Origin of the sequence: Cupriavidus sp. BIC8F (assembly GCF_032465815.1) — a bacterium.
In the GTDB taxonomy this organism is placed as follows: domain Bacteria; phylum Pseudomonadota; class Gammaproteobacteria; order Burkholderiales; family Burkholderiaceae; genus Cupriavidus; species Cupriavidus necator.
On record NZ_CP136095.1, the window covers coordinates 234,919 to 248,891 of the forward strand.

13 protein-coding genes are annotated in these 13,973 nt (G+C 59.5%); 8 read left to right on the forward strand and 5 right to left on the reverse strand.

Annotation, left to right across the window (positions count from 1 at the left end; all coding sequences use genetic code 11):
* The first annotated feature begins 208 nt into the window (after positions 1 to 208).
* Positions 209 to 2,242, forward strand: coding sequence for a nucleoside-diphosphate sugar epimerase/dehydratase (locus tag RS901_RS21295; protein ID WP_316155509.1), 2,034 nt, complete (start codon positions 209 to 211; stop codon positions 2,240 to 2,242).
* Positions 2,243 to 2,426: 184 nt separating this feature from the next.
* Here RS901_RS21295 and RS901_RS21300 read toward each other — a convergent pair whose 3' ends face one another.
* Together RS901_RS21300 and RS901_RS21305 are read right to left on the reverse strand one after the other, a co-directional pair.
* Positions 2,427 to 3,140 carry a hypothetical protein gene (locus tag RS901_RS21300; protein ID WP_316155511.1) on the reverse strand — a complete coding sequence of 238 codons (714 nt, stop codon included), beginning with the start codon at positions 3,138 to 3,140 and terminating at the stop codon, positions 2,427 to 2,429.
* Positions 3,141 to 3,204: 64 nt separating this feature from the next.
* Entirely contained in the window at positions 3,205 to 4,380 is a 1,176-nt protein-coding gene (locus RS901_RS21305; RefSeq protein ID WP_316155513.1) for a DegT/DnrJ/EryC1/StrS aminotransferase family protein, read from the reverse strand.
* Positions 4,381 to 5,105: 725 nt separating this feature from the next.
* Between RS901_RS21305 and RS901_RS21310 the strand changes: the two genes are divergently transcribed.
* The 3 genes from RS901_RS21310 (at position 5,106) to RS901_RS21320 (ending at position 8,979) form a co-directional block, all read left to right on the forward strand.
* Positions 5,106 to 6,182, forward strand: coding sequence for a glycosyltransferase (locus RS901_RS21310; RefSeq protein WP_316155515.1), 1,077 nt, complete (start codon positions 5,106 to 5,108; stop codon positions 6,180 to 6,182).
* Positions 6,183 to 6,475: 293 nt separating this feature from the next.
* A complete protein-coding gene (locus RS901_RS21315; RefSeq protein ID WP_316155517.1) occupies positions 6,476 to 7,684 on the forward strand; it encodes a carboxylate--amine ligase in 1,209 nt (402 codons plus the stop codon).
* Entirely contained in the window at positions 7,681 to 8,979 is a 1,299-nt protein-coding gene (locus RS901_RS21320; protein ID WP_316155519.1) for an NAD(P)-binding domain-containing protein, read from the forward strand. The genes RS901_RS21315 and RS901_RS21320 overlap by 4 nt, the downstream gene beginning before the upstream one ends.
* A gap of 104 nt (positions 8,980 to 9,083) precedes the next feature.
* Here RS901_RS21320 and RS901_RS21325 read toward each other — a convergent pair whose 3' ends face one another.
* From RS901_RS21325 to RS901_RS21335, 3 genes are all read right to left on the reverse strand, one after another.
* Positions 9,084 to 9,299, reverse strand: coding sequence for a hypothetical protein (locus RS901_RS21325; RefSeq protein WP_316155521.1), 216 nt, complete (start codon positions 9,297 to 9,299; stop codon positions 9,084 to 9,086).
* Positions 9,300 to 9,699: 400 nt separating this feature from the next.
* On the reverse strand, positions 9,700 to 10,218 hold the full coding sequence (locus tag RS901_RS21330; protein ID WP_316155523.1) for an IS630 family transposase: 519 nt from the start codon (positions 10,216 to 10,218) through the stop codon (positions 9,700 to 9,702).
* A complete protein-coding gene (locus tag RS901_RS21335; protein WP_316155525.1) occupies positions 10,173 to 10,697 on the reverse strand; it encodes a helix-turn-helix domain-containing protein in 525 nt (174 codons plus the stop codon). Before RS901_RS21335 ends, RS901_RS21330 begins: the two co-directional genes overlap by 46 nt.
* 49 nt (positions 10,698 to 10,746) lie before the next feature.
* Between RS901_RS21335 and RS901_RS21340 the strand changes: the two genes are divergently transcribed.
* The 4 genes from RS901_RS21340 (at position 10,747) to RS901_RS21355 (ending at position 13,964) form a co-directional block, all read left to right on the forward strand.
* Positions 10,747 to 11,859: a hypothetical protein gene (locus RS901_RS21340; RefSeq protein WP_316155527.1), complete on the forward strand. Its 1,113-nt coding sequence runs from the start codon at positions 10,747 to 10,749 to the stop codon at positions 11,857 to 11,859.
* 32 nt (positions 11,860 to 11,891) lie between these two features.
* Entirely contained in the window at positions 11,892 to 13,316 is a 1,425-nt protein-coding gene (locus tag RS901_RS21345) for a UbiA family prenyltransferase (RefSeq protein ID WP_316155529.1), read from the forward strand.
* Positions 13,317 to 13,494: 178 nt separating this feature from the next.
* Entirely contained in the window at positions 13,495 to 13,650 is a 156-nt protein-coding gene (locus RS901_RS21350; protein ID WP_316155531.1) for a hypothetical protein, read from the forward strand.
* A 185-nt stretch (positions 13,651 to 13,835) separates the two neighbouring features.
* On the forward strand, positions 13,836 to 13,964 hold the full coding sequence (locus tag RS901_RS21355; RefSeq protein WP_316155533.1) for a hypothetical protein: 129 nt from the start codon (positions 13,836 to 13,838) through the stop codon (positions 13,962 to 13,964).
* Positions 13,965 to 13,973: the final 9 nt, after the last annotated feature.

The following is a 13,973-nucleotide window of genomic DNA, read 5'->3' on the forward strand; positions in this document are numbered from 1 at the left end:
ATTCACGCCGGCACACGGTGATGCGTGAAGCCACGGCGACCCATGGCATCACAGCCAGTCGCAGGCTGACGCCGGCGCCTTCCGGGCAGAAGAGCCGTGCAATGGACACACCGATATGGATGCATCGAGCGGTTCCCGCCAGCCAGAGCCTGTGGGCCATGCGGGTAGCAGTGACAATCGCGGCGGTGGCGTTGCAGGGGTTCCGGGCATGACAGCCCTGCGCCCCCTGCGCCTGCCATCCCTCTCGCGCCGCCAGAAGATCGCGCTGATGATGACGGTCGACCTGCTGGCCCTGCCGCTGTGCTTCGCGCTGGCCCTGCTGCTGCGCGCCGGCAATCAGGAGCTGATCGTGCAGTACGGCCTGCTGCCGCCGTTGTTCATCGCGGCGTGCACGATCCCGGTGTTCTCGTTCAGCGGTCTGTACCGGACCGTGCTGCGCTACATCGACCTCAAGGTGCTGTGGGTCGCCGGCATCAGCATGGCAGCCATGGTCGGGCTGACCTACAGCGTGTCCTTTCTCATGAATGACAGCCGGCTGCCGCGCGCCGGCCTGCTGATCTACTGGTTCATCGCCTTCGCCTATGTCGTGATTTCGCGCTTCCTGATCCGCGCCATGCTGCGGCGCACTGAGCTGTGGCGCAGCGCCCGCGGGCGCCCGACCCGGCGCGTGGGCATCTTCGGCGCCGGCGAGGCCGGCTTCCAGCTCGCCAACGCCATGCGCGCCAGCGTCGACCATGAGGCTGTGTGCTTCTTCGACGACGACCTTTCGCTGGACAACCACACCTTCACCGACCTGCCGGTCTTCCATACCTCGCGCATGCGGGAGCAGCTGCAGCGGCTGGGCATCGACGAAGTGGTGCTGGCGGTGCCCTCGCTGTCGCCGGACCGGCGCAAGCGCATCCTGGACAAGCTGCACCGGTACGCCGTGAGCGTGCGCACCCTGCCCACGCTGCTCGAGCTGGTGGACCGCAAGATCACAATGCAGTCGATCCGCGAGGTCAAGGTTGAGGACCTGCTTGGCCGGCCAGCCGTACCGCCGCGCGAGGCGCTGTTCGCCAAGTGCACGCACCGCAAGGTCGTCATGGTCACCGGCGCGGGCGGCTCCATCGGCAGCGAGCTGTGCCGCCAGGTTGCCACGCAGCAGCCGCGCAAGCTGATCCTGTTCGACCATTCCGAATGGGCACTGTACATGGTGGAGCAGGATCTGCGCCGGAACTTCCCCGAGGTGCCGTTGCTGGCGCGCATCGGCTCGGTGTGCGACGCCAATGCCGTGGCCGCCGCCATGCAGGGCCAGCAGGTCGATACCATCTATCACGCTGCGGCCTACAAGCACGTGCCCCTGGTCGAGAGCAACATGCCCGAGGGCATTCGCAACAACGTGCTGGGCTCGCTCACCATCACCAATATGGCTGACCGCTTCGGCGTGCAGACCTGCGTGCTGATCTCGACCGACAAGGCCGTCCGCCCCACCAACGTGATGGGCGCGAGCAAGCGCATCGCGGAGCTGATCTTCCAGGCCGCGGCGGCACGGCCCGGCACCCGCACGGTTTTCGCGATGGTCCGCTTCGGCAACGTGCTTGGGTCTTCCGGCTCCGTGGTTCCCCTGTTTCGCAGCCAGATTGAAGCGGGCGGGCCGATCACGATCACCCACCCCGATGTCATCCGCTTCTTCATGCTGATCCCCGAGGCCTCGCAGCTGGTGATCCAGGCGGGCGCGATGGCCCGCGGCGGCGAGGTGTTCGTGCTGGACATGGGGCAGCCGGTGCGGATCGTGGACCTGGCCCGGACCATGATCGAGATGGCCGGGCTGGTGGAACGCACCCCCAAGAACCCGAACGGGGACATCGAGGTCAAGTTCGTCGGCCTGCGCCCGGGGGAGAAACTTTACGAGGAACTCCTGATCGGCGGCACGGTGACCCCCAGCGAGCATGAGCGCATCATGTGTTCGCAAGAGCCCTTTATGGAAGAAGACGAGCTGCATGACCGCCTGGCCCGGCTCTTCGCCGCCTGCGAGACGCGCGACGAACTGAAGATCCAGATGCTGGTGCAGGCGATCGTGCCGGAATACGCACCATACAGCTCGCTTGAGGTCCGCGCGGCCAAGCCGGCGCAGACGCAGGAGGACTTCCGGCTGCCATTGCAGCTTGCAATGCGCAAGGTCGCTTCGCGCTCGCTGCGGCAAACCGAAGCGGCGAACAAGCTGGAGCCGGCCAAGCTGTCGAGTCCAGGGGATATCTCCTGAAGCGTTGAAGGCGATTCTCCACGGCCCACTGTATCGGCAGCTCCTCGGCAAGTTCACCTGGCAGGGTCCGGCGGTACGCGCCCTTACCAAATGGGTTAGCCGGAAGCGCGCAACCGGCCAGGCGCCTGTTTCCAGACGGCCAAGAAGCGTGGGACCGCCGGAGCGCTGCTATCCGCCTTGACGCTCAACCGGCAGCCAACTCCAACCATGGCCGCGCAGCTCGGGGGGGCCGATTCGCGGGCAATGAGACAGGACACTGCAGGACCCTGACCACGGTCTGCCCGGATGCAGGGTCGACATCGATGTCCCTGATGCATTGCATCGTCACATCGAGCCAACGCGCCCCTTGCGCCCAGAGCGATTCCTTGATCGGCTCAAGCATGCGTGGCAACGCAGCCAGCGCAAGCACAGCGAGCAATGCCGCAAGCAAGACAGAGACGCGATGGCCCCGCAGGCTGACAACAGGCCTGGCATTGATCCACGCCACGCACAGGCCGATCGCCGCCCCGATCAGGGTTTCGGCCAGGGTATGGTAGCGTCCAGCCACAAGCACGATTGCCATTACCAGCGCCACCCACAGACCGGCAACGATCCCGTATCTTGCGGCACGTTCGCCGACCGTCGATCCGAGCAGCATGCACATCACCGGATAGACGGCGGCAGTCAACATGGCATGGCCGCTGATGCTGTATAGCCCCAATGATGGCAAGAACCAGCCGTAAAATTCAAAGGCCAGCTTGCCAGCCAGCACCAGGCCCGCGCCGACTCCGAGCGATGCAACCCAACGGAACGCGCGTTTCCAGTATCCGGCGCAGGCCAGACACACGGTAATGAACCCTGCCAGCGCCAGCGCCTGAGTGTCTTCGCCAATATGGACTATCTGAAACCATGGTGTCATCTATCGCGCATCCCTGGAGGCTAGTACCCCTGTCTGCGCACCTGCAGCCTCCATGCGCAGGTTCTCAGCGCGACGCTTGTCCGACTATATCCCGGACGACCATCCCGGTCTTTGTCACTTCTGCTTCGGTCAGCGTCGGATGTACCAGAAACATCAGGCTGGTTTCGCCCAAGGCCCTTGTAACCGGCAACCCCTCGGCCGGGCGCCAGCCGGTGTGGTCGAACGCCTTCTCGAGGTAAACTTCCGAGCATACCCCTGCATAGCAGGGCACCCCCGCGGCATTGACCTCGGCCATGATCCTGTCCCTGCTCCACCCCGTCTTCAGCGCCTGCGGCCGGACAAAGGCGTAGAACTTGTACCAGGCATGCTGCATAGCGGGAGGGAGCATTGGAAAACGCAGCGCCCCGCACGATTTCAAGGCTTCGGCCAATGCCATGGCATTCGCCGTACGCCGCTCGGTCCATTCGGCCATCCGCTTGAGCTGAATGCGGCCGATGACTGCCTGCATCTCGGTCATGCGCCAGTTGGTGCCGAAGGAATCATGCAACCAGCGGAAGCCCGGTGTATGTTCGCGCTCGTACACGGCCTCCCAGCTCTTTCCATGATCTTTATACGACCACATGCGAGACCAAAGCTCACGATCGTCGGTCGTTACCATGCCCCCCTCGCCACCGGTGGTCATGATCTTGTCCTGGCAGAACGACCAGGCGCCGACATGGCCAATGGTGCCGACCGCACGGCCCTTGTAGCTGGCTCCATGGGCCTGGGCACAATCTTCGATCACCTTGAGCCCATGCGCTCGCGTCAGCGCCATGATCGGATCCATGTCACAGGGGAACCCGGCCAGATGCACGCATATCAGGGCGCGGGTGCGGGGTGTCAGGACGCGCGCGATGGTCGCGGCGGAGATATTGCCGCTATCCTCCTCGACATCGGCGAACACGGGAATGGCGCCCGCATTGACTACGCAGGAAATGCTGGCGATGAAGGTGCGCGGCGTCACCACCACCTCGTCCCCCGGACCGATATTCAACGCCTTGAGCGCGACATCCAGCGCCAGCGTTCCATTGGCCAGCGCCACGGCATGACGCGCGCCGCACCAATCGGCGAATTCCTGCTCGAACTCGCGGCATTCCGTGCCCGTCCAGTAGTTCACCTTGTTGGACAGCAGCACCCGTTGCACGGCTTCCGCCTCGCCCGAGGTGAAGCTTGGCCATGGGGAAAATTCAGTCGTCAGCATGGAACATTTTCCTGGGCAATCGAAATCCGGCTTCGCGCCGTGCGCCATCCCTTGCAAAATTGCTTCCCGTAATCCTGGGCGCCGCCGCGCCGCCCGCCGCGCAAATGCCCCCTCCGACAATGTCGAGAAGACGCTCCATGCTTATCACCTCATATTGGCCCTGAAGCCAAATCTCGTCGGTCACAACGGATGACCGTGCCAAGTGCAAGAACGCAGCAGTCGTGCCGCTCGACGTGTGCTGCCCCGCGGATCGCTCCGTCGAATGCAGCATCTGAATCTAATCACCGATGTGCGCCTTCGTGTAGCCTTGGGCGTTGCCCAGCCCACACTGCCAGACCGGATAAGGCATTGCCGGCTCCAGGACCGCTGTCTGAGTCAACGCACTGGCACTTGTATATGCGGCAGTGCGATTGCGTCCGACGACGATCTGGGATCCCCCGGCCTGGTGTCGCACTGGTCAGCCTGCATAAAGCGATGCATCTCACGCTCAAGCCAATGTACGTGTGTGTCAGCGAACAGATGGGCGCTTCGCCTGACGGCAAGGTTTGGAATCGGAATACAACGCTGCGCGTGCGAAAGCCGCCATTAATGCAGGTGACGATACTTGCCTTCCGTGTCAGTCCATGCCGGTGACCAAAGGGAACCAAGACTGGCATAGTGCTCCTCGCAGGGGCACGGTGATGAGCCAGGTCGAGCCTGCCGGAGGGGTGTCTCCGATGAGAATCATGCTGCTGATTACCGGGCTGCGACTGGGGGGCGCCGAGCAACAGGTAGCTGCGCTGGCCCGACAATTTGCGGCGTTAGGCCATGCCATTGCCGTGGTCAGCCTGACGCCGGGTTGCGAGGTGGACCTTCCCAAAGATATCCAGACACTACGTCTCGATATCAAAAAGTCACCGCAGTCGATGGTGAGCACCCTCTGGCGCGTGCGGAGTCTTGTACAAGCGTGGCGTCCGGATGTGATTCACGCTCACATGGTTCACGCGAATCTGTTTGCACGCACGTTGACGCTTGTCTGCGCGGTCCCGACTACGATCTGCACAGCGCACAGCATTTATGAGGGTGGCAAGCTGCGCATGCTGGCATACCGGCTCACGGACCGATGGGCCAACCTGACCACCCATGTCAGCACTGAAGGCCGTCGGCGCATGATTGAGTTAGGCGCCGTCACGGCGGGGCGCATCATCGTTATCCCGAATGGCATCGATACGAGCCGCTACCACCTGGATGCCGAGATCCGTGCGGCTGCCCGAGCCTCACTCGGGATTGGCGCGGAGGATAAGCTCATCGTCAACGTCGGGCGCCTGATCCCGGACAAGGCGCAAGCAGTCCTGCTGGACGCCTTCAGCCTGGTTGCCCCCAAATCCGGCGCAATACTGATGATTGCCGGCGAAGGGCCCGACCGTGCGGCTCTGGAGCAGCAGATCGCGCGGCTGGGTCTTGCTGGAAAAGCAATCCTGCTCGGCAAACGCCACGACATACCCGCTTTGCTGAACGCGGCCGACCTGTTCGTCCTCTCCTCCGTGATCGAAGGCATGCCCCTGGTCGTGGGCGAAGCGTTGGCATGCGGGTGTCCGGTGGTCGCCACCGATGCCTCGGGAGTTGCGGATGTGCTGACTGGTGTTGGCAGGATTGTTGACAGGGGCAATGTGCAAGCACTGGCCTCGGCCATGTGCGAGGCACTGGCATCGGGAAGAGGCCAGGTCATTCAGCAGCTTGCGCGGCATCAGCACATCGCATCGCACTTCAACATCGAAGCCATCGCCAGCCAATGGATCGGCCACTATGCCCGGCATCATTGATACGGCTTCGACTACCGACATAGGTTCCGGCCGCCCTGAGCGGCGACCGATTGCGAAGTTTGAATGCTCCCTGGTCCGTTGAAAGCCAGGCGGCGAAAGCGGCTGTTGTGAGGTGGGGTCGCGAACGTCCGGACAGGATCTTGAAAAGAGAGTGTGCGCGCCCGTACGGATGACGCGGGAAGCTGGTTCTAGATTGGCGCTACCTGGCCGAACCCCATGAGCAAAGCAGACGGGCAAGGGCCATGTTGGCGCGCCGTGTCGATCGAATTGACATGCTGGTAAGGAAACCAACCATGCTGAGAATGCCGGACTCTACTGAGAACGCCGCGGTAGTCATCGTTGGTGGCGACCTCAACGGGCTTGGGTTGGTGCGCTCGCTGGCCAACCAGAAGATGCCCATCATCGCGGTGGATACCACCAGCAGCAAGGCAGCGCTATGGTCCCGCCATGCCCGCCGCTGCGTGATTCGCAGCTTCAAGGGCCAAGATTTTGTCGAAGACATGATTGCGCTGGGCAAAAGATTCGAAAAGCGCCCCGTGCTTTTCTTGACCGACGAAGACGCTGTGCACACGGTTTCCGAGAATCGCCCAGAACTAGGCAAGTGGTTTCGTTTTCGCCTGCCACCTGACACAGGCGTCAAGCTTCTGAGCAATAAATCAGAATTTCATCGATTCGCCGAGCAAAACGGATTTCCAGTTCCGCATACCGAAATCCTCAATGGCACATCCGACCTCCCGCTTCTGTCCAGGCTACGGTTTCCTTGCATCATCAAGCCCGATGACAAGCGCTATGCACTGAGCGGCGACAAAGAGCGCGCGGTCCGCGCCGACTCCCTGGACGATGCCATGAAGCATGCCGGCATCATGCTTCGTACGCCTGGCGGCATTGTTGCGCAAGAGTGGATAGAGGGACCCGAGAGCAACATCTACTTCACGCTGTTCTATCGGGGCGAGAACGGGAAAATAGCCGCCATTTTCACCGGGCGCAAGCTCTTATGCTCACCGCGTGATATAGGCAGCACCGCCATTTGTATCGCCGCACCCGAGGCAGGAGAAGCGCTCGAACCGATGACTCTCGCTATCGCCAATTGCGCCGACTTCTATGGCATGGGCAGCATGGAATATAAGTGGGACAGTCATTACAAGAGATTCATGATTATTGAGCCAACGGTCGGAAGAACGGACTGGCAAGAGGAAATTGCAACGCTGTGCGGAGTGAATATTCCATTGGCGGCGTATCGATACGAACTAGGGCTTCCGGCCGTGCCGAGTGTGACAGTTCCATCTCATGTTGCATGGCGCTCGACATTTGCGGAACGAGCGCCGCGACACTTGCTGACAAACAGCTTCCGGATCTTCGATGGGTACTTTCGCTGGAGCGACCCGCTTCCTGCTGTGCAGCATTACTGCATCAGTGGCTCACTGGGAAGCCGCATCATGAGGCAGTGGACGGTCCGGCGCAACTCGACTAGCGGCGAACAAATCCAATGGGAAGAAAGATGAACTCGTCAACAGACACCGCCATTATCGGTGCGGGCCCCTATGGCTTGTCGATTTCGGCATATCTATCCGAGGCCGGCGTGCCCCATCAGGTTCTGGGGCAGCCAATGTACGCCTGGAGAAATTTCATGCCGCCTGGGATGCTCATGCGCTCCGAGGCATTTGCCTCCGATCTGTATGCACCGCAGGGAGGCTACACGTTGGAGGAATATTGCCGGCGCAACGGAATCAGCTATGCGCCGATTGGCATGCGCCTGCCGCTGGAGACATTCGTTGACTATGGGCTCTGGTTTCAGTCACAACTCGTTAGTCATCTTCGCACCCTGGACGTTGTCGAATTGCGCCGGCAGGATGGATTCTTCCGGCTCGCTTTGAGCGACGGCAGTTCCTTGGTTGCGCGGCGCGTGATCGTAGCTCAAGGCCTGAAGGGATTTGACCGCACGCCTCCGATATTTCAAGGCCTGCCAAAGCCTTACGTGATTCACTCGGGCGAGATCGGGAGCTTGGCATGGGCGAGGAACAAGAATATCGTCATCGTCGGCGGGGGGCAGTCGGCGCTCGGACTTGCAGCACTCCTGAACGAAATCGGCGCTCGCGTTCGCGTGCTCGTGCGCGGTGAGGCTGTGAGCTGGAATGCGGAACCGGACGCCTCGCGCAGTATCATCTCGAGGCTGCTAAAGCCGGAAGGGGGCCTTGCAGCCGGTTGGTACCCATATATGCTGTCCGAGTACCCTTTTCTCTTCCGCGCGATCCATCGCCAATTGCGCAAGAGAATTGCCGAGAGTTCGTTCGGACCGTCGGGTGCGTGGTGGTTGCATGATCGCGTGGTCGGCAAGGTTGATCTCTCGTTTCGAACGGAGGTCAGCCATGCCGAGGTCAAGAATGGTCAGCTAATTCTTCAGATCGCAAGCCGGAATGAAACGTCTAGCGTTACCGCTGACCATCTTATTGTCGCCACGGGGTTCGGGGTTGACATGGCGAAGCACTCCTTCTTTTCCCGAGAGCTGCTGGAGTCACTATCCCTCGTCGGCGGCTGGCCAGAACTGACGCGCAACTTCGAAACCAATGTGCGCGGCCTTTATGTCATTGGACCGGCCGCGGCACTCAGCTTTGGTCCTGTTATGCGCTTCGTCTATGGTGCAAAATATGGCGCCCCGCAATTGACGAGACATATCAGTAGATGCTTCAAAGAGGAAGCGCGGGATTTTGTCTTCCCTTCAGATCCGGTCGAGGGAGACAGCGGGGCTGCTTTGCATGGACAAAGCATTTTCCGGGCCTCGGGAAATAATCTGGATTAAGCCGAGAGCTCTCGGACGTCCTCTGGGGACGCTGGCATCTCGGAGGTGCCAGCGTGCCAGCGGACGGCATTCGGCGTCCAGCATCTTGGTCAGTTCAGGTCAGACTAGTCATCAAAGGCGCACGAACCGCCTGGCTCGACGGTTTGCTCCAGCGGCGTTCCTTCAATGCCGTGGTCGCTGCAGTAGCCAACAAGCTCGCCCGGACCGTCAAGAGTATGCGTGCCAGGACGGAAATGGAAAAAGCCGCCCGACCTGTGTTGATCTCCCGCATTGACAAACTTCGCTGATGCTTCTGGGATACCCAGATCAAGAAAGCCCATGCGGGCTTGCCTCGGAGTTACAACCCCAAGGTTTTTGACGCTCCCCTCAAAGGTCGTGGGCAATCGAAGGTTGTGGAGCGTAAGCCTGTTGTTGAGGAACGCCGATTCTGCGAACGGCGCCCACGAATTCCGCGAACGTGGCGTGCCGAAAAGGCTTTGGTACTTTTTGCGACGCCGGAGACGCCGTTCTCCAATTCGGCTGATCACAAGATTGAGACTGCCGAGTAACCGCGATGCAGGGTAGGAGGTCCCAGAAAAGGGACATTCCGACCGCGATTTCTCGCCGATGGTACGAAGGCGAACATACGGGCCATCCTGGCTTCGCTAGCCTGAATCGGAATGCGCGGGAGACTTGCGATGGCGACAAAGCTGCCGGAGAAGAAGGAATGAAGATAAGCGTTCAACAAAAAGTGAATCTGTAGTCTTTTCCGATTCCTTGAAGGATTACATCGACATCAGCTTCGAGGGTTTTGGCGTCGCGGGCCTTGAAGGCCAACCACTCGTATTTCATCTTGTGCCAGAGCTTCTCAATGCGATTTAGCTCCGGGCTGTACGGTGGCAGGAAGTACAACGTCAAGCCTTTCCTTTTTAGGAGCCAGAGATAAGGTCGCAGTGCGCGGGCCGTGTGGACCGAGGCATTGTCGAGAATCACGGTCAGCGGCTTGCCGACGTGTTCGACCAACAGGCCGAGGAATCCAGCGAACAGCATCGAGGTCATGGTCTCCCACAACTTCACTGCAAAAAGCCCCCCTGAGGACAGCAGTGCTCCGACCACGTTCAGACGCTTACCGCGCCGAGCTTCAATCATGTGTTGCTCCCCGACTGGTGTCCACGCACTCCGATTCGGCTGCGCTTGCGCGAAGCCAACTTCGTCTACGTAGGCGAGTTCGATTTCGCCACGCTTGGCTTGCTCGACCAACTCCCCGATCTCAGATTGGGCTTGTCGGAACCGCTGTTCATCTCGCTTTTTTTTAAACTATGCCGGGTTCGCTTCCACACCAGCCCCGCTCGCTTGAGAACCCCTGTCAGCGTATTGAGATGAACTCGAACCCCGAACTTTTGCTCGAGTCGTGCCAGCAGTTCCGAAGCCGTCAGCGCCTCCTGCGTCGCCCACACCTTCAACTGCTCAACGTGCTCCGACGATAGCTTGGAGGGCGCACCGCTACGCGGCGCGTCCGACAGCGCTGCCATGCCTTTTTCCAACCAACGATAGCGCCTCTCGTACACCGCCTCCAACGTCAACTCTTGCCGCTTGGCTATCTCCTTGGCTGGCACGCCGTCGCTAAACATCAGAATGGTTCGCGACCTGTCTCGTGTTCTCCAATCACGGCGACTTCTCGCGAGGACCTCAAGCTCGGTGCGTTGTTCTTTCGTCAGTTTCAGCGGCTTCAGTGCCATCGTCTATGTCGCGGTTCTTGGTTATCTCGATATTATAGAGATACTTGTCATGAACCGCTTACTAACATTTACGTCCAAACACTTCCTGAAACTTTGCTTTGCATTCTGGGTGTTTGGAATATCCCAGAGCATAGCGGTGGCGATTCGGGATAACAGCCTTGACAATTTCCTGTCATGGAGATTGACTCAGTATTATGTAAACTATTTTGACTTTGGTTTTGTTAAGCGCGGATTGCTTGGAACGCTCTTGTATCCCATATTCCACACGATAGGTGGCAACAAACCTCTTGCCGTTGCAATGATTATCCTGCTCGACTTCGCAATCGTTTTCGGCGGGTTAGCCCTGATAAAGATAGCATTTGATAGAGAATCTCGCTTTGGCACCACGTTGAAGGATGTTATCAAATGCTTGATAGTATTCAGTCCGGTTGGGATTATGCAGCTATCCTACGATGCCGGGCGCTTCGATCATGTAAATATGATATTGGTTATGGCTTCGCTGGTTTTGATGTTAAAGGGACACAATGTTCTTGCCGGCGTGTTGCTTGGGCTGGGTGTTTTGGTTCATGAAGCCGTATTTGTTTTTGGATTGCCTGTCTTGCTGGCCATTGGAGTTGCCACCAATAAGCACAAGCCTATTTTCAATATTGCTGGTGCCTTGTTAAAACCAGCCGTAATTCCATCCGTGTGCGCGATATCGGTTGCAATTTTAGGTAACTCCGATGTAAGTTTCGCGGCTGCGCTTCCGCCCGGCTTTGATCGGGGAAGCATGGTTTGGCAGAGAGGTTTATTGGAGCCCGCCACGAATTTAAGCCTGATTCAATACGCTGTGCTGGCGTTTTATGCTTTGACGCCTTGCGTCTTTTTGACGCACTTCTACCGCTCCAATGCGCTGCGGCTCGACCTTGTATTCTTTGCGACGTTATCTACGTTCGCACTTTTCGCACTTGGAACTGACTACGCCAGATGGTGCCAGCTTATCCTGTTTTCAAACCTGATTGTTGTGGTCTTTCATTCAATGTCAGGGAAATCGGATTTGAAAATAACATCGCGGATGTTGAATTTTCTGTTTATTTTGTATGCTTTGCCGCTTGGTCCAATTGGTGTTGACAGCGTGCTGCCATATGTGGATGTTTTCTCACGAAGAGTTCTGGGGTTTTAGCAAAAATCTTCATCAGCTGGATGGGAAAAGCCATGAGCCTGCCTTCGATTCCACTTTGCGTCGACATGGACGGGACGCTGATTCACGGGGACCTTCTGTTGGAATGCTGCCTGGCATTGCTCAGGCGCAATCCGCTTTACCTGTTCCTCATGCCGTGGTGGCTGCTATGCGGCAAGGCCGTTCTCAAGGCCGAACTGGCACGCCGGGTATGCCTCAATCATGCCACCTTGCCTGTCCATCGGGAATTCCTCAATTGGCTCTCCGACCAAAAGGGGGAAGGCCGCCAGTTATGGCTGTGCACCGCGTCCAACCACCGGCTGGCTACCGGCATTGCCGATCATCTGAAGCTGTTCGAGGGCGTGCTCGCCAGTAGCGACACGCATAATCTTTCGGGGAGAAACAAGGCCGATTCGCTGGTCGAGAAGTTTGGCGTGAAAGCTTTTGACTATTGCGGCAACCATCGCGTCGATCTGGCGGTATGGTCAGTCAGCCGTGGCGGCGTGCTGGTCAATGCGCCCAAGAGGCTTGAGAAACGTGCCCGCATGGTTACGGACGTCTACAGGACCTTCGCACCGCAGGGGCACATGATGCGTGCCGTCGCGAAAGCGCTGCGATTGCACCAATGGGTGAAAAATATTCTGCTGTTTGTGCCTCTGGCTGCGGCACACCAACTGCTCGACGTCGAGGCGCTCGGCGCAGCAATGCTGGCTTTCCTGGCCTTCAGCCTGTGCGCTTCCTCCGCCTATGTGCTTAACGATATGCTGGATCTGGAAGCAGACCGACAGCACCCGCGCAAGGCACAGCGGCCCTTTGCGTCTGGCCAGCTTCCGCTGCTTGCCGGTTTCGTGTTGGTGCCGTTGCTGCTGGCCGGGGCGATCGCCACTGCCATGCTTTTGCCGCCCAATTTCCGTCTGGTACTGGCCGGCTATTTCCTGCTCACATTGGCATACTCGTTTCGACTTAAGCGCGTGGCGCTGATCGACATAGTCGTACTCGCCGGGCTTTACACCATTCGCATCGTGGCCGGCACTTTCGCGGTATCGGTGCCACTCTCATTCTGGCTCTTGATGTTCTCGGTCTTTCTGTTCTTCAGCCTCGCGCTGGTCAAGCGCTATACCGAGCTCCAGGTCATGCAGCGCCAGGGTAGTCTGGGGGTGGCAGGACGCGGCTACCGGCTGGACGATCTCGCCGTCCTGGAAAGCCTTGGCACCAGTGCCGGCTTTCTCAGTGTGCTGGTGTTGGCACTCTATATCAACAGCCCGGCGGTGGAGGCGTTGTACCGGCAGCCCCAGATCATGTGGATGTTGTGCTTACTGATGCTGTACTGGATCAGCCGCGTCTGGATGAGCGCGCATCGCGGAGCCGTGCATGACGATCCGGTGCTGTTCGCACTGAAGGACCGTGCCAGCTTGATAGTCGGCATTTTGTGTGCCATCACCATTTACCTCGCTAGCTGAGATGGCACGGCGGACCATCTTCTCCTGGGGGCGCGCGCTCGGTTCTCAGTGCAAAATGCTGGAGTTGCGCAGCCGCGTCAAGGGCCTGCCCGCATTGCCCGCTGGTGTACCGAGCGCGCTTCCCTTTGGCAATGGGCACAGCTAGGGCGATAGCTGCCTGAACAGCGGCGGCGCGCTGTTGTCTACCCGCTATCTCGACCACTTTATTGACTTCGACGAGCGCACCGGCGTCTTGCGCTGCGAGGGTGGTGTCTTGCTGGCTGACATACTGCGGCTGATGGTGCCACGTGGCTGGTTCTTGCCGGTTACGCCAGGCACGCGCTTCGTCACTTAGGCGGCGCCATTGCCAACGATGTGCATGACGAGCCCGATGATGGTCCCGGCGGCAACTGCGTACCGATATTTGCGGCCGTCGCGATCAGAGCTAGCGTGGCGTAGGTTGACGCCAGCTGGGCAGGGGAGAATTGGGGCCGGCTTTATCCATGGGTGTTGTGGCTTTATGACGTCTGCAAACGCCGGATGCCAAGTGCCGGCATTGCCAACCCGATCTCGCGGATGCTCGACCACGTGCGCCGCCAGGACCTGGTCACGCGGCTGCGCCCGGCCATCGAGCAGACGCTCAGCCAGGACCAGGTCGCAGAGTTGTGAATTCTGACA

Bases quoted from the DNA above. Each gene is read 5' to 3' on its own strand.
- RS901_RS21325 (WP_316155521.1), bottom strand. From the start codon at position 9,299: ATGGGCTTTCTTGATCTGGGTATCCCAGAAGCATCAGCGAAGTTTGTC.
- RS901_RS21345 (WP_316155529.1), top strand. From the start codon at position 11,892: ATGAGCCTGCCTTCGATTCCACTTTGCGTCGACATGGACGGGACGCTG.
- RS901_RS21295 (WP_316155509.1), top strand. From the start codon at position 209: ATGACAGCCCTGCGCCCCCTGCGCCTGCCATCCCTCTCGCGCCGCCAG.
- RS901_RS21300 (WP_316155511.1), bottom strand. From the start codon at position 3,140: ATGACACCATGGTTTCAGATAGTCCATATTGGCGAAGACACTCAGGCG.
- RS901_RS21305 (WP_316155513.1), bottom strand. From the start codon at position 4,380: ATGCTGACGACTGAATTTTCCCCATGGCCAAGCTTCACCTCGGGCGAG.
- RS901_RS21310 (WP_316155515.1), top strand. From the start codon at position 5,106: ATGCTGCTGATTACCGGGCTGCGACTGGGGGGCGCCGAGCAACAGGTA.
- RS901_RS21340 (WP_316155527.1), top strand. From the start codon at position 10,747: ATGAACCGCTTACTAACATTTACGTCCAAACACTTCCTGAAACTTTGC.
- RS901_RS21315 (WP_316155517.1), top strand. From the start codon at position 6,476: ATGCTGAGAATGCCGGACTCTACTGAGAACGCCGCGGTAGTCATCGTT.
- RS901_RS21355 (WP_316155533.1), top strand. From the start codon at position 13,836: ATGCCAAGTGCCGGCATTGCCAACCCGATCTCGCGGATGCTCGACCAC.
- RS901_RS21320 (WP_316155519.1), top strand. From the start codon at position 7,681: ATGAACTCGTCAACAGACACCGCCATTATCGGTGCGGGCCCCTATGGC.
- RS901_RS21335 (WP_316155525.1), bottom strand. From the start codon at position 10,697: ATGGCACTGAAGCCGCTGAAACTGACGAAAGAACAACGCACCGAGCTT.